The following is a 17244-nucleotide window of genomic DNA, read 5'->3' as shown; positions in this document are numbered from 1 at the left end:
GACCCGTGACCGACGACTGGCTGAGACCCCGCCCGGGGCGCGAGGGGTTCCGACGCGACGCGATCGGCGCGGCCCTGCTCTTCGTCGGCACCACGGTGAGCGCCCTGCTCTACACCCGCACCGGGCTCTACCTCGATCTCGACGCCGACCCGACGCTGCACCCCGCGCCCCTGTGGTTGAGCGCGATCATGATCGCCGCCCTCACGGTGCCCCTCGCCTGGCGCCGCCGCTACCCCCAGGTCGTCGCCGTGGTGGTCTCGGTCGCGTTCTTCCTCACCCCGGCCTTCCACGTGCCCGAGATGCTGTTCGCGAGCATCACGCTGTTCATCGCGATCTACTCGGTAGGCGCCTGGAGCCGCCACCGGCGCGCGGCCACCATCACCCGCATCCTGATCATCATCGGCATGTTCGTCTGGATCGGCGTGCAGCTGGTGCTCACCGTCGACGACCCCGACACGCTTCCCGGCTTCTCCCGCTCGGGCGTCTTCAGCGCCTTCGCGTCGTGGGCCGTGATCAACGTGCTCACCAACCTGCTCTACTTCGGCGGCGCCTACTACTTCGGGTACACGGCCTTCCGCAGCGCCCGCGAGCGTGCCGAACTCGAGGACCGCACGGCGGAACTCGCCGCCGAGCGCGAACGCAGCGCCGAGCAGGCCGTCGCGCTCGACCGGGTGCGCATCGCCCGCGAGCTGCACGACGTCGTCGCCCACCACGTCTCGGTCATGGGCGTGCAGGCCGGCGCGGCGAGGCGCGTCATCCAGACCGACCCGGCCCAGGCATCCGAATCCCTCGCCACCATCGAGTCGAGCGCCCGCAGCGCCGTCGACGAACTGCACCGCCTGCTCACGACGCTTCGCGAGAGCGATTCGGATGACGCGAGCCAGAGCTCCTCGACGCGGGGCCTCGACCAGCTCGGCGACCTCGTCGAGGAGTGCACCGCGGCCGGAGTGCCCGCCGCCCTGCAGGTCGTGGGCGAACCACGGCCCGTAACCTCCCTGGTCGGTTTCACGCTGTACCGCGTGACGCAGGAGGCGCTCACCAACGTGCGCAAGCACGCCGGCCCGCGGGCGACGGCCGACGTGCGGCTGCGCTACCTCGACTCCGGCGTCGAGCTCGAGGTCACCGACACGGGGCAGGGCACGGGCCTGCGCTCCGCCGGCCCCGGTCACGGCCACGTCGGCATGCGCGAGCGGGTTGCCGCGGTGGGCGGACAGCTCGAGGTCGGCCCGCGTGCCCGCGGTGGTTACCTCGTGCGCGCCCGCATCGTGCAGGTGGAGTCATGACCCGGGTGCTCCTCGTCGACGACCAGGAGCTCGTGCGCGCGGGCTTCCGCATCATCCTCAACAGCGAACCGGGCATCGAGGTCGTGGGCGAGGCCGCCAACGGCGCGGACGGCGTGCGGCTCGCCCACGAGCTGGACCCCGACGTGATCTGCATGGACGTGCAGATGCCCGGCATGGACGGCCTCGAAGCAACCGGCCTGATCGTCGCCGACCCGTCGGTGACCAGCCAGGTGCTCGTACTCACCACCTTCGATCGCGACGACTACCTGTTCGCCGCGTTGACCGCGGGGGCGAGCGGCTTCCTGCTGAAGACGGCCTCCCCCGAGAACCTCGTCGAGGCCGTGCAGGTGCTGGCCCGCGGCGACGCGTTGCTCTCGCCGAGCGTCACGCGCCGCGTGATCGAGCGGTTCGGGCGCGCAACACCGCCGCCGCCGAGCGGTCGTGCCGACGCGGTCGACCTGCCCGACCTGACCGAGCGCGAGACCGAGGTGCTCGCACAGATCGCCCTCGGTCGCTCGAACGCCGAGATCGCCGCCGAGCTGTTCGTCGGCGAGGCCACCGTGAAGACGCACGTGTCGAACGTGCTCGCGAAGCTCGGCGTGCGCGACCGCATCCAGGCCGTCGTGTTCGCCTACGAGAACGGCATCGCGGTGCGCGGCGGGGCGGTTCCCCCGCGCGGATGAGGGCATAAACCCGCCGTCAGGCGGATGCCCCGGGGCCGTCCCTCCCCGTAACTTGAGTAATAACCCAAGGAGGTACACATGCTCGAACTGCACTCGATCAACCGGTCGTTCGGCGAGCGCCGCGTGCTGCGCGACGTCTCGTTCACGGTGGCCGGCGGCCGCATGACCGGCTTCGTCGGCGGCAACGGCGCCGGTAAGACCACGACCATGCGCGTCATCCTCGGCGTACTGGCCGCGGACTCCGGAAACGTGACCCTCGACGGCGCGCCGCTCACCGCCGAGCAGCGCACCCGCTTCGGCTACATGCCCGAGGAACGCGGCCTCTACCCGAAGATGAAGATCGCCGAACAGATCGTCTACCTCGGCCGGCTGCACGGAATGAGCCCGGCGCAGGCCAAGACCAACACCGAGAGCCTGCTGGAGCGGCTCGGTCTCGGCGAGCGCATGGACGACACCGTCGAAAGCCTCTCGCTCGGCAACCAGCAGCGCGCGCAGATCGCGGCCGCGCTCGTTCACGACCCGGAGGTGCTCGTGCTCGACGAGCCGTTCTCGGGCCTCGACCCGATCGCGGTCGAGGTCGTTCTGAACGTGCTCAAGGACTTCGCCGCGACCGGTGCGCCGGTGATCTTCTCGTCGCACCAGCTCGACATCGTCGAGCGGCTCTGCGACGACCTCGTCGTCATCGCCGACGGCGAGATCCGAGCGAGCGGGTCGCGCGAGGGGCTGCGCGCCCAGCACACCCTCCCGCGGTTCGAGCTGCAGGTGGGCGGCGACGTCGGCTGGCTGCGCGACGAACCCGGCGTGAGCGTGCTCGACTTCGCGGGCGGCTACGCGCTGTTCGACGTCGACTCCGACTCCACCGCCCAGCGCGTGCTGCAGCGTGCGATCGCCACCTCCACCGTCGAGCGCTTCGCTCCCCAACTCCCGTCTCTCTCTCAGATCTTCAAGGAGGTCATCCAGTGACCAGGTACACGACCCCGACGTTGCTGCCCGCCACCTGGCTCGTGGCCGAGCGCGAGATCCGCATGCGTCTGCGCAGCAAGTCGTTCATGGTTTCCACGGGCATCCTGCTTCTGCTCGTTCTCGGCTCGATCGTGGCGATGAGTATTTTCGGCGCCAACCAGTCGCTGCCGAAGATCGCGGCGGTGGGCACGGCGATCAGCAAGGTGGAGGCCACCAAGTCGTTCGAGGTGACCGAGGCCGCCACCGTCGAGGAAGCCGAGGAACTCGTGCGCGACGAGTCGGTCGAGGCGGCGGTCATCCCCTCCGAGGGCGCGGTCGGCCTCACCGTGATCGCGCTCGACGAGGAGCCGAGCTCGGTGGTCGCGCTGCTCAGCGCCGCCCCCCAGATCGAAATCCTGGAACCGTCCGACCAGAATCCGGGCATCGTCTACCTCGTCGCGCTCGCCTTCGGCGCGCTCTTCCTCTCGTCGGCTCTCACCTTCGGCATGATGATCGCCCAGAGCGTCGTCGAGGAGAAGCAGACCCGGATCGTCGAGATCCTGATGGCCACCATCCCCGTACGCGCTCTGCTGGCCGGCAAGATCGTGGGCAGCAGCATCCTCGCCTTCGGCCAGATCGTGCTGATCGCCCTGTTCGCCGGCATCGGACTGCTCGCCACCGGCCAGAACATCCTCCTCGGCGAGATCGGGCCGTCGATCATCTGGTTCATCGTGTTCTTCGCGGCCGGGTTCGTGATGCTCGCGGCCATGTTCGCCGCGGCGGGCGCGCTCGTCTCCCGCCAGGAGGACATGAACACCACCATCACCCCGATCACGACGCTGCTGATGGTGCCGTACTTCGCGGTGGTCTTCTTCTACGACAACCCGTTCGTGCTCGCGATCATGTCGTACGTGCCGTTCTCGGCACCCGTCGGCATGCCGCTGCGCGTCTTCCTCGGGCTCGCCGAGTGGTGGGAGCCGCTGCTCTCGCTCGTGATCCTTCTCGCGTCGACGCTCGCGATCATCGCGGTCGGCTCGCGCATCTACGAGAACGGCCTGCTGCGTATGGGAGCCCCCGTGAAGCTGAAGGACGCGCTGAAGGCGTAGCGCCTTTGGTGGTTGGGTAGGGCCGCCTGCGGCCTTACCCAACCGGCGCTCCCGCGTACGGGACAATGGACACGTGACCCAACTCCACGACACCTCCTCCCGCGGCTTCGCTTCCGACAACTACGCGGGGATCCACCCCGAGGTGCTGGCGGCCATCGCCGAAGCCAACGGCGGCCACCAGGTGGCCTACGGCGAAGACGTCTACACCGCCGAGCTGCAGCTGGTCATGAAGTCGCACTTCGGCGAACAGGCCGAGACCTTCCCCGTGTTCAACGGCACCGGCGCCAACGTCACCGCTCTCACCTCGCTGCTTCCCCGCTGGGGCGCGGTGGTGAGCGCGAAGACCGCGCACATCAACACCGACGAGGGCGGAGCACCCGAGCGCGTCAGCGGCCTCAAGCTGCTCACCGTCGAGGTGCCCGACGGCAAGCTCACCCCCGAGCTCATCGACCTCGAGGCCTGGGGATGGGGCGACGAACACCGCGCCCAGCCGCTCGCCGTGAGCATCACCAACACCACCGAACTCGGCACCCTCTACTCGGTCGACGAGATCCGCGCGATCAGCGACCACGCCCACTCGCTCGGCATGAAGGTGCACCTCGACGGCGCGCGCATCTCGAACGCCGCCGCGGCGCTCGGCGTCCCCCTCCGCGAGTTCACGACCGACGCCGGCGTCGACATCCTCAGCTTCGGGGGGACAAAGAACGGCCTGCTGTACGGCGAGGCCGTCGTGGTGCTGAACCCCGAATCATCCGAGGGCCTCACCTACCTGCGCAAGCTCAACATGCAGCTCGCCTCGAAGATGCGCTTCGTGTCTGCCCAGCTGATCGCGCTGCTCGCCGACGACCTCTACCTGCGCTCCGCCGGTCATGCCAACGCGATGGCCGCCCGCCTGCGCGCGGCCCTCGAAGCGGAGATCGCCGCGGGCACCATCAGCGGCCTGAGCTTCAGCCAGGCGACCGACGCGAACGCGGTCTTCGCCGTGCTGCCGGCGGGCGTGGCCGACACGCTGCGTGAATCGTTCCGTTTCTACGACTGGGATGCCGCGGCTAACGAGGTCCGCTGGATGGCGTCGTTCGACACCACCGAGCAGGACATCGACACGTTCGTGGCCGCGATCAGCCGCGAACTCGCGGTGTAGCTCAGCCGTACGGCTGAGAGCGCCCCGCCTAAAGGGCGATGCACGGCGAGCGCGGATGCCGTTGACTGAGAGCGGAACAGGGGGCAACGCATGCGCGCACGACTCGGCCGGCTCAGGATGCCGGCTATTCAGGCCGTGCTGTTCTTCGCCGTCTGGTCGGTGACGATCTCCGCCGCGCTGCAGCTCGGGTGGTACCCGTACAACGTCGGCAACTACGTGGCGGTCGGGGCGATCGCCGCCGTCGCCATCCTCGTCTGCCGGGAGTTCCCCCTCCCCGGGCTGATCGGGATCGGGCTCATCACGATCTTCCCGCCCTGGTACTTCGACCAGCCGGAGATCCGGATGATCCCGCTCGTGCTCGCCGGCTACTTTGCCACGGCGCGGGGCCTCAGCCTGTTCGTCGCGGCACCGCTCACCGCCTTCTTCGCGCTGTACACGATCGTGCCGGCGCTCACCTACAGCTGGTTGACCTCGGACCTGTCGCTCGTCTACCCGTTCGCGATCTACGATCTCACCGACCCGTCTACCCGCATCCTGTCGGGAGTCGTCGTGCTGTCGGCGCTGCTCGTCGGCACGTTCTCGCACCGGCAGTCGACCACCGCCGCGAAACTGCACGAGCGCAACGAAGAACTGCAGGCGCTGCGCAACGCCGACATCGAGCGCATCGCGTCGCAGGAGCGCACACGCATCGCCCGTGACATCCACGACGTCGTGGCCCACCACGTGAGCGCCATGGTCATCAACGCCCAAGCCGCCGAGCACGTCGCCGATGCCCACCCCGAGAAGCTGCGTCCGGCGGTGCGCTCGGTCATCACGAACGGGCAGGAAGCACTCACCGCCATGCGGCGCGCGGTGAAGGTGCTGCGGGCCGACGGGCCGCACGAGGCGGCCGCGCTGCCCTTCGAAGCCGCGATGGCCGAGCTCGTCGCGCGCGTGCGCGACACCGGGCTCACCGTCACCACGACGCTCTCGCCCGCCGTGCGGCTCAGCCCGGACGCCGAGACCGCCGTGCTGCAGATCACGCAGGAGGCGCTGACGAACGTGATGATCCACTCCGACGCGAACGACGTGAAGGTGACGCTCGCGCCCTATGCCGGCTCGATCGAACTCACCGTGTGCGACAACGGCAGCGGCGAGGGCCCCGACGCCATCGTCGGCCGCCGGCTGTTGGGGGTGGGTGACGGCGGTTCCGGCATCCAGGGCATGCGCGAGCGCGCCGAGGCCCTCGACGGCACCCTCGAATCGGTGCGGATCGAGCACGGCTGGCGCACCGTGGCCCGCCTGCCGCGGTCGGCGATGGCAGACTCGGTCTCGTGACCACCGACATCCTGGGCCCCTCGACGCGCGTGCTGGTGGTCGACGACCAGCAGATCGTGCGAGCGGGCCTGCGCACCATGCTCGACAGCGAGGCCGACATCACCGTGGTCGACGAGGCCGCCGACGGCGAGGAGGCCGTCGCGAAGGCCGCGCACCTGCGGCCCGACGTGGTTCTGATGGACGTTCGGATGCCGCGGCTCAACGGTGTCGAGGCGACCAGGCGCATCATGGCCGCGGGCACGGCAAAGGCCGTCGTGATCATCACGACGTTCGACGACGAGGAGTATCTGCTCGACAGCATCCGCGCGGGGGCAAGCGGGTTTCTGCTGAAGGACGCCGGCGGCGATCTGCTCGCCACCTCGGTTCGGGCGGCGATGCGCGGCGACTCCCTGATCGATCCCGGCATGACCCGCTCGCTGCTCGAGCACCGGCTGCGCGCGGAACCCGCGGCGCCCGCCGACACCGGTGTCGGCCGCGACCTGTTGGCCGCCCTGAGCGACCGCGAGCAGGAGGTGCTCGCCTCGGTGGCTCGCGGGCTGAGCAACGCGGCCATCGCGGCGGAACTCTTCCTGAGCGAGGCGACGGTCAAGACGCACCTGAGCAACATCCTGGTCAAGACGCAGACGCAGAGCCGGGTGCAGGCGGCGGTGTTCGCCTACGAGACCGGCTTCGTGCGGCCGGGCTGGCTCGGCCAGGCCTAGCCGCGCCGCCGTCCGCGGCGCCGGGTTACGGCGGAAGTGCAGTTGTGGCGGGTGATGCCGCTCTCACACCCGCCACACCCGCACTAACGCGGGTCAATCGCTACTGCGCGACCTTGCTGACGCTGAGGCCCTCGCCATCGGGCGCGACGTCGACCAGCACGGTGTCGCCGTCGCGGATCTCGCCGCCGAGCAGCGACCGCGCGAGCTTGTCGTCGATCTGGTGTTGCATCAGGCGACGCAGCGGGCGCGCGCCGTAGATCGGGTCGTATCCGCGCTCGGCTAGCCAGAGTCGCGCGTTCGGCGTCACGGCCAGCTCGAGGCGGCGGTCGCCGAGCCGTCGGCCCAGACGGTCGACGTAGAGCTCCACGATCTGTGCGAGGTCGATCTCCGACAGCGGCGAGAAGATGACGATGTCGTCGAGCCGGTTGAGGAACTCGGGCTTGAACGACTGCCGTACGAGCGCGTTCACGGCCTGTTCCTTCGTCTCCCAGTCGAGGGTCTGGTCGACGAGGTACTGGCTGCCCAGGTTGCTGGTCAGGATCAGAATCACGTTGCGGAAGTCGACCGTGCGGCCCTGGCCGTCGGTGAGCCGGCCGTCGTCGAGCACCTGCAGCAGTAGGTCGAAGACCTCGGGGTGCGCCTTCTCGACCTCGTCGAGCAGGATCACCGAGTACGGGCGGCGGCGTACGGCTTCGGTGAGCTGGCCGCCCTGCTCGTAGCCGATGTAGCCGGGAGGGGCACCGACGAGGCGGGAGACCGAGAACTTCTCGCCGTACTCGCTCATGTCGATGCGCACGAGGGCCTTCTCGTCGTCGAAGAGGTACTCGGCGAGCGCCTTCGCGAGCTCGGTCTTGCCGACGCCGGTCGGGCCCAGGAACATAAACGTTCCGGTGGGCCGGTCGGGGTCGGAGACCCCGGCGCGCGTGCGGCGGACGGCCTCGCTGACCGCCCGCACGGCGTCCTTCTGGCCGATGAGCCGCTTGCCGAGCTCGCCCTCGAGGCCGAGCAGGCGCTCGGTCTCGCCCTGCAGCAGCTTGCCGACGGGCACGCCGGTCCACGCGGCGATGACCTCGGCAATGTCCTCCGCCGTGACCTGCTCGCTGACCATCCGCGGGCCGCCCTCTTCGGCACGTTCCGCCTCTTCCAGCGCGCGCTTCACCTCGGGGATCTCGCCGTAGAGCAGGCGCGAGGCCCGCTCCAGGTTGCCCTCGCGCTGTGCACGGTCGGACTCGGTTTCGAGGTTGTCGAGACGCTTCTTCAGCTCGCCGACACGGTTGATCGACGCGCGTTCCGTCTCCCAGCGCGACTGGAGGCCCTGCAGGGTGGTCTCGCGCTCGCGCAGGTCGGCTCGCAGCTTCTCGAGCCTGGCCTTCGACGCGTCATCCTTCTCCCGCTTGAGGGCGAGTTCTTCGAGCTTCAACCGGTCGACGCTGCGGCGCAACTCGTCGATCTCGACGGGCGAGGAGTCGATCTCCATGCGCAGGCGGGAGGCGGCCTCGTCGATCAGGTCGATCGCCTTGTCGGGCAGCTTGCGTCCCGAGATATAGCGGTGCGACAGGGCGGCGGCGGCGACGAGCGCTCCGTCTTCGATGGTGATCTGGTGGTGCGCCTCGTACCGGCCGCGCAGGCCGCGCAGGATCGCGATGGTGTCTTCGACGCTGGGCTCGCCCACGAAGACCTGCTGGAAGCGACGCTCGAGCGCGGCGTCCTTCTCGATGTACTGGCGGTATTCGTCGAGGGTGGTCGCGCCGATGAGGCGCAGCTCGCCGCGGGCGAGCATGGGCTTGAGCATGTTGGATGCCGCGACGGAACCCTCACCGCCGCCGGCGCCCATCAGCGTGTGCAGCTCGTCGATGAAGGTGATGATCTCGCCGTCGGCCGCGTTGATCTCGGCCAGAACCGCCTTGAGCCGCTCCTCGAACTCGCCGCGGTACTTGGCGCCGGCCACGAGGGCTGCGAGGTCGAGCGAGACGAGCCGCTTGCCCTTGAGCGAGTCGGCGACGTCGCCCGCGACGATGCGCTGCGCGAGCCCCTCGACCACGGCCGTCTTGCCGACGCCGGGCTCGCCGATCAGCACCGGGTTGTTCTTGGTGCGTCTGGTGAGCACCTGGCTCACCCGGCGGATCTCGGCGTCGCGGCCGATTACCGGGTCGAGCTTGCCGCTGCGCGCGATGGCGGTGAGATCGACGCCGTAGCGCTGCAGAGCGGTCTTCTGGTCTTCGTCGGTGCCGGGTGCACCTTGGAGGTTTGCCATGATTCCTGCGCTTTCATTCAGGTCTCGGTGAGCGGTTTCTCGGCCAGGGTTACCGTGAATTTATCGTTTCGGCTGATGGGTGTGGTCGGTCCGACCATGCGGCCCATCTCCGCGCGGTAGGCGAGATGCGTGTTGTAGACGGCCCAGAGCTGGCCGCCGGGCTTGAGCACCCGGTAGACGTCGCCGAGCAGGTTGATCGCGGCTCCCGCGTGCACGGCACCGCCGATGTGGAAGGGCGGGTTCACCACGATGACGTCGGCGCTCTCGTCGGGCTGCGAGGAGAGTCCGTCGTCGCGCACCACGGTCACCCGGTTTTCGAGGCCGTTCGCCTTCATGGTGGCGGTGGCGGATGCGACGGCAGCGGCCGACTGGTCCGTCGCGATCACGGCGAGGCCGGGTCGCATCTTCGCGAGCGTCGCCGCGAGAATCCCGGTTCCGGCGCCCAGGTCGATGGCGGTCTGCGCGGACGGATCGATCTGGTCGAGTACCGCGAGCAGTGCGCGCGTGCCGATGTCGACCTTGGTCCCGGCGAACACCGAGCCGGTGGCGACGACGTGCAGGTCGAGGTCGGCGTGGTACTGGGTGCGCGGGACGACGGCGTCGGCCTGGTCGCGGGGGCCGCGCGCGATGAGTCCTCGCGACTTCTGCTGCGCCCGGGTCACGTCGACGCGCTCGAAGTACTTCGCGAACACCTCGTTCATGGCGAGGGTCATGTGCTTGATGCGGCCGGCCGAGAAGACGACGACCGACGGGTCGGCGTGACGGGCGATCGCGGACGCGACGTCGGCGAGCTCCTCGAGGGAGCGGGGAAGCTGCAGCAGCACCACGGTCGCGCCGGTCAGCAGCTCCTCGTCGAGCGGGAAGTTCTCGTAGACGTCGCCCATGTTCTCTTCCCGGGCGTTGAATCCGAGGGCGAGTTCGCCCGAGAGCGCGTCCTGGTGCACCCGGATGCCGGTGAGCCCGTGGGCGTACGCGGCGCCGAGGGTGAGGGCGCCGTAGTCGTCGCCGACCACGGCCACCTGGCCGGGCGTCGTCGCGGCGAGCGCCTCGGCCGCCTCGGCGAGGATGAGCTTGTCGCTGGGGTCGTACGCGAAGAGGTTGGGGGCCTCCACGTCGGGGAAGCGACGCAGGGCGTCGAAATCGAAGTCGTTCTTCATAGCGGTCACGGTCTCCACACCACTAGTTCGTTGGCGCGGTGCGCTCGGGTTCCTGCACGCAGCGACACGACGTCGCCGGCGGCACCGGCCGCGAAGACGCGGCGGCCCGAGCGGTTGAGCAGCTCCTCGGCGAGGGCATGCTCGAGTTCCTGCACGCGGCTGGACAGCGCCACGACCTGGTTCTCCAGCTGCAGGATGCGGCGGATGCCCTCGAGGTTGAGTCCCTCGGCGCTGAGCGCCGCGATCTCCCGCAGCTGCACGATATCCCGCATGGAATACCGGCGGGACTTGCCCGCCGTCCGCCTCGGGCTCACGAGCCCGAGGCGGTCGTACTGCCGCAACGTCTGCGGGTGCATCGCGGCGAGCTCCGCCGCCACGGCGATCGCGAAGACGGGGGAGTTCTCGTCAACCATTAGCCGCGCGCTTTCGCTATCAGTTCGGCGCGGGGGTTTTCGGCAGGCATCGCGTCGGCGAAGGCCTCGAGCAGGCTGCGCGCGTCACCACTGAGGTGGCTCGGCACCGCGACCTGCACGGTGGCGAGCAGGTCGCCCGAGCCCTTCGCGGTGGTGACGCCGCGGCCCTTGACCCGCAGCACGCGCCCGCTCGGCGTTCCCGGAGCGACCTTGAGGCGCACCGGTTCCCCGCCGAGCGTCGGCACCTCGATCGTCGCGCCGAGGGTCGCCTCGACGAACGTCACGGGCACGTCGACGCGCAGGTTGAGGCCGTCGCGTTCGAAGACCGGATGCGGACGAACCGTCACCGTGAGAACGAGATCTCCCGGCGCACCGCCGTCGGGGCTGGGCTCGCCCTTTCCCTTCAACCGGATCCTCTGACCGTCGCTCACACCGGCGGGCACCTTGACGTTGATCGAGGGTCCGTCGGCCGGCTGCAGCTTGATCGTCTCGCCACGGATGGCGGTGAGGAAGTCGAGCGTCGTCGTCGCGCTGAAGTCGCGGCCCCTCGTGGGACCGCCCGCCCCGCGGAAGCCGCCGGTCGACGAGCCGAATCCCGTGTCCTGGCCGCCGAACATACCGCCGAGCAGGTCTTCGAAGCTCGTGCCCTGGGCGCCCTGACGGCGACCGCCGCCGCCCTGCCCGAACATGCCGCCGAAGACGTCTTCGAAACCGCCGTTGGCGCCGGGCTGCCGGGGTGCGGTGAACCGCGCCCCGGAGCCCATGGCCCGGATCTGGTCGTACTCTTTGCGCGTCTCGGGGTCGGCGAGGACCGAATTGGCCTCGCTGATCTCCTTGAACTTCGCCTCTGCCTTGGTGTCGCCCGGGTTGGAGTCCGGGTGATACTGACGGGCCAGCTTGCGATAGTGCTTCTTCAGATCCGCCTGCGAGATGTCTTTCGACACTCCGAGGATCTTGTAGAAGTCCTTATCGAACCAGTCCTGACTAGCCACGGTGCTCCGCCTACTCTGGGACGGATACCGCGACCTTGGCGGCGCGGATCAGGCGCTCGCCCAGGGCATAGCCGGGCTCGATGACGTCGGCGACGGTCTGCGCGGTGGCACCCGGCGTGGGGAGCTGCACTACGGCTTCGTGGAAGTGCGGGTCGAAGACCTCGCCCTTCTCACCGACCGAGCGCAGTCCGTAACGCTCGAACGCGGCGTGGAGCTTCGCGGCGACGAGCTCGAGGGGGCTGCCCACGAGGTCGCCGTGCTTCTCGGCACGGGTCAGGTCGTCGAGTGCGGGGAGCAGCGAGCGGATGACCTCGGCGATGACCGATTCACGGTTGGCGACACGGTCACGCTCGACGCGGGTTCGGAAGTTCACGAGCTCGGCCTGAGCGCGCAGCATGTCGCTGCGCATCTCGGAGACCAGGTCGACGGCCGCGAGGTCGAGCAGCGCGGCGTCTTCCTCGCTGAGGGTCTCGGTTTCCACCGTGACATCCGCAGCTTCGGGCTCGACGACGACCTCTTCGCCGTCTACGACGGGAGTTTCTTCGGACGACTCCGGGGAGCCGGAGGCCTTGGCGGCCTCCGGCTTCTCGTTGTCGTCCCGCTTGTTCTTATCGGGAGACATGTGTCTTCTTACTTCTTGGTCTCGGGCTCGTCTTCGACAACCTCAGCGTCGACGATGTCTTCGTCGCTGTTCGTCGGAGTCGGCTCTTCGGGCGTCTCGTCGGCACCGGGGGTGGCACCCGCGGTCTCGCTCTGCGAGTACAGGGCCTCGCCGATCTTCGACTGGCTCGCGGCGAGCGTGTCGAACGCGGTCTTCACTGCCGCCTCGTCGTCTCCGGCGAGCGCCGTCTTGAGGGCGTCGACATCGGCCTGGACCGTGGTCTTGACCTCGTCGGGCAGCTTGTCGGCGTTGTCGACGAGCAGCTTGTCGGTCGAGTACGCGAGCTGCTCGGCAGTGTTGCGGATCTCGGCTGCCTCGCGGCGGGCCTTGTCCTCTGCTGCGTGCTCTTCGCCCTCGCGCACCATGCGCTCGATGTCGTCCTTCGAGAGCGACGAGCCACCGGTGATGGTGATTGACTGCTCCTTGCCGGTGCCCTTGTCCTTCGCGTGAACCTGCACGATGCCGTTGGCGTCGATGTCGAAGGTCACCTCGACCTGCGGGATTCCGCGGGGCGCGGGTGCGATGCCCTGAAGCTCGAAGGTTCCGAGGTTCTTGTTGTCGCGGGTGAAGTCGCGCTCGCCCTGGAAGACCTGGATCGCGACGGACGGCTGGTTGTCGTCGGCCGTCGTGAAGGTCTCGCTGCGCTTGGTCGGGATCGCGGTGTTGCGCTCGATCAGCTTCGTCATGATGCCACCCTTGGTCTCGATACCGAGGCTCAGGGGCGTGACGTCGATGAGCAGAACGTCCTTGCGCTCGCCCTTGAGGACGCCGGCCTGCAGGGCTGCGCCCACGGCTACGACCTCGTCGGGGTTGACGCCCTTGTTCGGCTCCTTGCCTCCGGTGAGGCTCTTCACCAGGTCGACGACGGCGGGCATGCGGGTGGAACCACCGACGAGCACGACGTGCGACACGTCGGCGACCGAAACTCCGGCCTCCTTGATGACGTCCTGGAACGGCTTGCGGGTGCGCTCGAGCAGGTCCTTGGTGAGTTCCTCGAACTTCGCGCGGCTCAGGGTCTCGTCGAGGTTGGCAGGGCCGTTCTCGGTGAGCGAGAGGTAGGGGAGCTGGATCGAGGTGCTGGTCGAGGAGGACAGTTCCTTCTTGGCCTGCTCGGCTGCTTCCTTCAGGCGCTGCTTGGCGATCTTGTCGTTGGAGACGTCGACGCCGGTGGTCTCCTTGAACTTGGTGATGAGGTAGTCGACGACGCGCTGGTCCCAGTCGTCTCCACCGAGGCGGTTGTCACCGGCGGTCGAGCGAACCTGAATGGTCGAGAAGTCGTCGTCCTTGCCCACTTCGAGCAGCGAGACGTCGAAGGTTCCGCCACCGAGGTCGAAGACCAGGATGAGCTCGTCTTCCTTGCCCTTGTCGAGGCCGTAGGCGAGAGCCGCGGCGGTCGGCTCGTTGATGATGCGCAGCACGTTGAGGCCGGCGATCTCGCCGGCGTCCTTCGTGGCCTGGCGCTCGGCGTCGTTGAAGTACGCGGGAACGGTGACGACGGCGTCGGTCACGGGCTCTCCGAGGTACTGCTCGGCGTCGCGCTTGAGCTTGGCGAGAATACGGGCCGAGATCTCCTGCGGCGTGTACTTCTTGCCGTCGATGTCGACGGTCCAGGTCGTGCCCATGTGGCGCTTGACGCTGGAAATGGTGCGGTCGACGTTGGTGACGTTCTGGCGCTTGGCGGTCTCGCCGACCAGCACGTCGTTGTCCTTGGTGAAGGCGACGACAGACGGGGTCGTGCGGAAGCCTTCCGCGTTTGCGATAACGGTGGGTTCTCCACCCTCGAGAACTGCGACGACCGAGTTGGTCGTTCCCAGGTCGATTCCTACTGCACGAGCCATGTGCTCTCTCCTCTTGTCAAAACTTCTTACGCTTCAGTGCCCATTCGTAGTTGAGCCGCGCTGTATCAAGTTTGAAAGCACGAGAAAAGTTTGTCAAGTCGATAGCCCGAAACTTGAGCCACTCAGGCTCAACTCTCAGCCAAGGCATGGCGACACCGAATGTTTCCTCCCGCGCACTACCCTGTGACCATGATCGAGAAGACCCCGGATGACACGTCGGCCACCACTCCGTCGGTGCCGACCTTGGCCAACACCGGCGCCATTGCCGCCGTGGGCCTCGACCTGCAGGAGGGCAAGGTCATCCCGCGCAAGCAGGTGGTCTCCTGGGCGCTCTGGGACTGGGCGACGCAGCCCTTCAACACGGTAATCCTCACCTTCGTGTTCACGGCTCTCTACCTGACATCCGACGCCTTCATCTCCCCGGAACTGGCCGCCCTCCCCGAAGACGACACCGCCCGCATCCTCGCGATCGACGCCCTCTCGGGCCAGTTCGGCTTCGCGATCTTCATCGCCGGCCTGCTCGTCGCGGTGCTCGCCCCCGTCATGGGCCAGCGTTCCGACGCGTCGGGCCGCCGCAAGTTCTGGTTGCTCGTGAACACCGCGGTCGTCGTGGTCTGCATGGCGCTGCTGTTCTTCGTGCAGGCCGCCCCCGCGTTCTTCGTGCTCGGCGCCGCGCTCGTGGCGATCGGCAGCGTCTTCCAGGAGATCGCGAACGTCAGCTACAACGCCATGCTCGTGCAGGTCTCCACCAAGAAGACCGTCGGCAAGGTGAGCGGGCTCGGCTGGGGCCTCGGCTACATCGGCGGGATCGTGGCGTTGGTGATCGTCGTGGTGCTCACGCAGCTCGAGTGGTTCGGAATGTCGACCGACAACGGCATGGCCTACCGCGTCATCGCCCTCGGCTGCGCGGTCTGGACGATCGTGTTCGTCATCCCGATCATCCTCAACGTGCCCGAGATCGAGGGGCGGGGTTCGCGCGAGAAGGTCAACTTCTTCCGCAGCTACGTGCTGCTGGCGAAAGACATCAAGCGCCTCTGGGTCGAGAGCCGCGACACCTTCTGGTTCCTCGTCGCGAGCGCCGTCTACCGCGACGGGCTCGCGGGCGTCTTCGCGTTCGGCGCCATCATCGCCACCGGCACCTTCGCGTTCACGAGCAACGAGGTGCTGATCTTCGGAGTCGCCGCCAACCTCGTCGCCGGCGTCAGCACCATCGTCTCCGGCCGTTTCGACGACCGCTTCGGACCGCGCGCCGTCATCCTGTTCTCCCTCACCGGTCTCGTGATCGCCGGTTCGGCCACCTTCCTCTTCCACGACGCCGGTAAGAGCCTGTTCTGGGTGTTCGGCCTGCTGCTCTGCGCGTTCGTGGGCCCGGCACAGTCGGCGAGCCGCTCGCTGCTCGCGCGGGTCACCCCTGCCGGCCGCGAGGGCGAGATCTTCGGCCTCTACGCCACCACGGGACGCGCGGCCAGCTTCCTCTCCCCCGGCCTCTGGGCGCTGCTCATCGCGCTGTTCGGCTTCCAGTACTGGGGCATCCTGGGCATCGTGCTGGTGCTCGCGGTCGGCCTCGTGCTGATGCTCTTCGTGCGCGTCGCCCCGAAGGCCTCCTAGCCCCGCTCTCCTGCCAAATGAAGGAGAAACAGGGTGCGAGTCACAGGTTGGGTGGGATGCAGACGCCTCGCCGGGTAAATCTCCTTCATTTGGCAGGTTCGAGGGGCGGATGACTCGGCGAGCGCGACTCGCGGCGGGCCGACGTCACCGTCCGTAACCCGCGAGACACGGTCAGGTTCGCGGGGTTAGCTGGGGGCATGACTACGACAACCGCCGCCAAGGCCGAACTCCTCCGCTCGCTGCACGTTCCCGGAACGCCGCTCATCGTCACCAACGTCTGGGACGCGGTGACCGCCCGCATCGTCGCCGGGGCCCCCGGCGTGAAGGCTCTCGCCACGGCGAGCCACGCCGTCTCCTTCGCCCACGGCGTCGACGACGGGGAGGGACTCACCGTCGACCAGGCCATCGAGACCGCGCGCCTCGTCAGCGCCGCCGTCGACATCCCCGTCTCGGTCGACTTCGAGAAGGGCTACTCGGCAGACATCGCGGGGCTGGAGGCCAACATCGCCCGCCTGATCGAGGCCGGCGCCGCCGGTCTCAACATCGAGGACAGCGTCGGTGCGCCCAAAGCCCCGACCTTCCCGATCGAGGTCGCCACCGAGCGCGTCGCCGCGGTGCGCCGCGCGGCCGAGGCCTCGGGCGTGCCGCTCGTGATCAACGCGCGCGTCGACACGCTGGCTGGCGGAGGCGAGTGGGACGACGCGATCGCCCGCGCCAACTCCTACCTCGGCGCCGGCGCCGACGTCGTGTTCGTGCTCGGACTGGGCACCGAAGAGCTGGTCAAGCGCGCCCTCGCCGAGATCGACGGCAAGGTCTCCGTGATCTCGAACCCGGGCTCCGTTCCGCTCAGGCGCCTCGCCGACCTCGGCGTCTCCCGCGTCAGCTTCGGACCCGGCACCCTCGGCCTCACCCTCGCCCACCTCCAGGCCGCCGCGACCCAGCTCACGGCGCTCGGCGACTACCCCGAGGAGCTCGGCTTCCAGTACTGAGCCCCACCCGCGCGTACCCGCCCCACCCCGTACCAAATGCAGGAGAAACCGCGTCGAGTCACACATCGGCGCGGAAGCACGGCCCTCGCGCCGCAGATCTCCTGCATTTGGTACGCGGGACGTTGAGCCTTCCCCCGCGCGGTGGCCTCAGCGTATGGT

General features: G+C 68.6%; 15 protein-coding genes. 9 read left to right on the top strand and 6 right to left on the bottom strand.

Annotated elements, in window-relative coordinates; genetic code table 11:
• The first annotated feature begins 5 nt into the window (after positions 1–5).
• The 7 genes from IEV96_RS12550 to IEV96_RS12520 all read left to right on the top strand — a co-directional run bounded on the left by IEV96_RS12550 (position 6) and on the right by IEV96_RS12520 (position 7173).
• The gene (locus IEV96_RS12550; RefSeq protein WP_229733292.1) at positions 6–1283 is read left to right on the top strand and encodes a sensor histidine kinase; all 1278 of its coding nucleotides are present in this window, start codon (positions 6–8) and stop codon (positions 1281–1283) included.
• On the top strand, positions 1280–1966 hold the full coding sequence (locus tag IEV96_RS12545) for a response regulator (RefSeq protein WP_188510904.1): 687 nt from the start codon (positions 1280–1282) through the stop codon (positions 1964–1966). Before IEV96_RS12550 ends, IEV96_RS12545 begins: the two co-directional genes overlap by 4 nt.
• A 78-nt stretch (positions 1967–2044) precedes the next feature.
• Positions 2045–2929: an ABC transporter ATP-binding protein gene (locus IEV96_RS12540; protein WP_188510903.1), complete on the top strand. Its 885-nt coding sequence runs from the start codon at positions 2045–2047 to the stop codon at positions 2927–2929.
• Complete coding sequence (locus IEV96_RS12535) at positions 2926–4014, top strand: ABC transporter permease (protein ID WP_268235594.1); 1089 nt, start codon at positions 2926–2928, stop codon at positions 4012–4014. The genes IEV96_RS12540 and IEV96_RS12535 overlap by 4 nt, the downstream gene beginning before the upstream one ends.
• Positions 4015–4087: 73 nt before the next feature.
• On the top strand, positions 4088–5155 hold the full coding sequence (locus IEV96_RS12530) for a threonine aldolase family protein (RefSeq protein WP_188510902.1): 1068 nt from the start codon (positions 4088–4090) through the stop codon (positions 5153–5155).
• Positions 5156–5245: 90 nt separating this feature from the next.
• Complete coding sequence (locus IEV96_RS12525; protein WP_188510901.1) at positions 5246–6472, top strand: sensor histidine kinase; 1227 nt, start codon at positions 5246–5248, stop codon at positions 6470–6472.
• A complete protein-coding gene (locus IEV96_RS12520; protein ID WP_229733290.1) occupies positions 6469–7173 on the top strand; it encodes a response regulator in 705 nt (234 codons plus the stop codon). Before IEV96_RS12525 ends, IEV96_RS12520 begins: the two co-directional genes overlap by 4 nt.
• A 100-nt stretch (positions 7174–7273) precedes the next feature.
• Here IEV96_RS12520 and IEV96_RS12515 read toward each other — a convergent pair whose 3' ends face one another.
• Genes IEV96_RS12515 through dnaK form a run of 6 tightly spaced genes read right to left on the bottom strand, consistent with a single transcriptional unit; the run spans position 7274 to position 14488 of the window.
• Positions 7274–9427, bottom strand: a complete 2154-nt coding sequence (locus IEV96_RS12515) for an ATP-dependent Clp protease ATP-binding subunit (RefSeq protein WP_188510900.1) — start codon at positions 9425–9427, stop codon at positions 7274–7276.
• Positions 9428–9444: 17 nt separating this feature from the next.
• Entirely contained in the window at positions 9445–10584 is a 1140-nt protein-coding gene (locus tag IEV96_RS12510) for a class I SAM-dependent methyltransferase (protein WP_188511256.1), read from the bottom strand.
• Between the two features lie 5 nt (positions 10585–10589).
• Complete coding sequence (locus IEV96_RS12505; RefSeq protein WP_188510899.1) at positions 10590–10997, bottom strand: heat shock protein transcriptional repressor HspR; 408 nt, start codon at positions 10995–10997, stop codon at positions 10590–10592.
• The gene (locus tag IEV96_RS12500; protein ID WP_188510898.1) at positions 10997–11989 is read right to left on the bottom strand and encodes a DnaJ C-terminal domain-containing protein; all 993 of its coding nucleotides are present in this window, start codon (positions 11987–11989) and stop codon (positions 10997–10999) included. Before IEV96_RS12500 ends, IEV96_RS12505 begins: the two co-directional genes overlap by 1 nt.
• A 10-nt stretch (positions 11990–11999) precedes the next feature.
• Positions 12000–12611 (bottom strand): nucleotide exchange factor GrpE, encoded by a 612-nt coding sequence (locus IEV96_RS12495; protein WP_188510897.1) that lies wholly within the window; start codon positions 12609–12611, stop codon positions 12000–12002.
• Positions 12612–12619: 8 nt separating this feature from the next.
• Positions 12620–14488, bottom strand: coding sequence for a molecular chaperone DnaK (dnaK, locus tag IEV96_RS12490; RefSeq protein ID WP_188510896.1), 1869 nt, complete (start codon positions 14486–14488; stop codon positions 12620–12622).
• A 189-nt stretch (positions 14489–14677) separates the two neighbouring features.
• Between dnaK and IEV96_RS12485 the strand changes: the two genes are divergently transcribed.
• Positions 14678–16096, top strand: a complete 1419-nt coding sequence (locus IEV96_RS12485; RefSeq protein ID WP_188510895.1) for an MFS transporter — start codon at positions 14678–14680, stop codon at positions 16094–16096.
• 197 nt (positions 16097–16293) lie between these two features.
• The gene (locus IEV96_RS12480) at positions 16294–17085 is read left to right on the top strand and encodes an isocitrate lyase/PEP mutase family protein (protein ID WP_188510894.1); all 792 of its coding nucleotides are present in this window, start codon (positions 16294–16296) and stop codon (positions 17083–17085) included.
• Positions 17086–17244 lie beyond the last annotated feature (159 nt).

Source organism: Conyzicola nivalis (assembly GCF_014639655.1).
In the GTDB taxonomy this organism is placed as follows: Bacteria; Actinomycetota; Actinomycetes; order Actinomycetales; family Microbacteriaceae; genus Conyzicola; species Conyzicola nivalis.
Note: the sequence above shows the minus strand (reverse complement) of the source record. Positions and strands in the feature narration are given on the sequence as shown.

Coding starts and splice junctions, on each gene's coding strand:
- IEV96_RS12545 (WP_188510904.1), top strand. CDS start 1,280: ATGACCCGGGTGCTCCTCGTCGACGACCAGGAGCTCGTGCGCGCGGGC.
- IEV96_RS12540 (WP_188510903.1), top strand. CDS start 2,045: ATGCTCGAACTGCACTCGATCAACCGGTCGTTCGGCGAGCGCCGCGTG.
- IEV96_RS12525 (WP_188510901.1), top strand. CDS start 5,246: ATGCGCGCACGACTCGGCCGGCTCAGGATGCCGGCTATTCAGGCCGTG.
- IEV96_RS12515 (WP_188510900.1), bottom strand. CDS start 9,427: ATGGCAAACCTCCAAGGTGCACCCGGCACCGACGAAGACCAGAAGACC.
- IEV96_RS12510 (WP_188511256.1), bottom strand. CDS start 10,584: ATGAAGAACGACTTCGATTTCGACGCCCTGCGTCGCTTCCCCGACGTG.
- IEV96_RS12505 (WP_188510899.1), bottom strand. CDS start 10,997: ATGGTTGACGAGAACTCCCCCGTCTTCGCGATCGCCGTGGCGGCGGAG.
- IEV96_RS12495 (WP_188510897.1), bottom strand. CDS start 12,611: ATGTCTCCCGATAAGAACAAGCGGGACGACAACGAGAAGCCGGAGGCC.
- dnaK (WP_188510896.1), bottom strand. CDS start 14,488: ATGGCTCGTGCAGTAGGAATCGACCTGGGAACGACCAACTCGGTCGTC.
- IEV96_RS12485 (WP_188510895.1), top strand. CDS start 14,678: ATGATCGAGAAGACCCCGGATGACACGTCGGCCACCACTCCGTCGGTG.
- IEV96_RS12480 (WP_188510894.1), top strand. CDS start 16,294: ATGACTACGACAACCGCCGCCAAGGCCGAACTCCTCCGCTCGCTGCAC.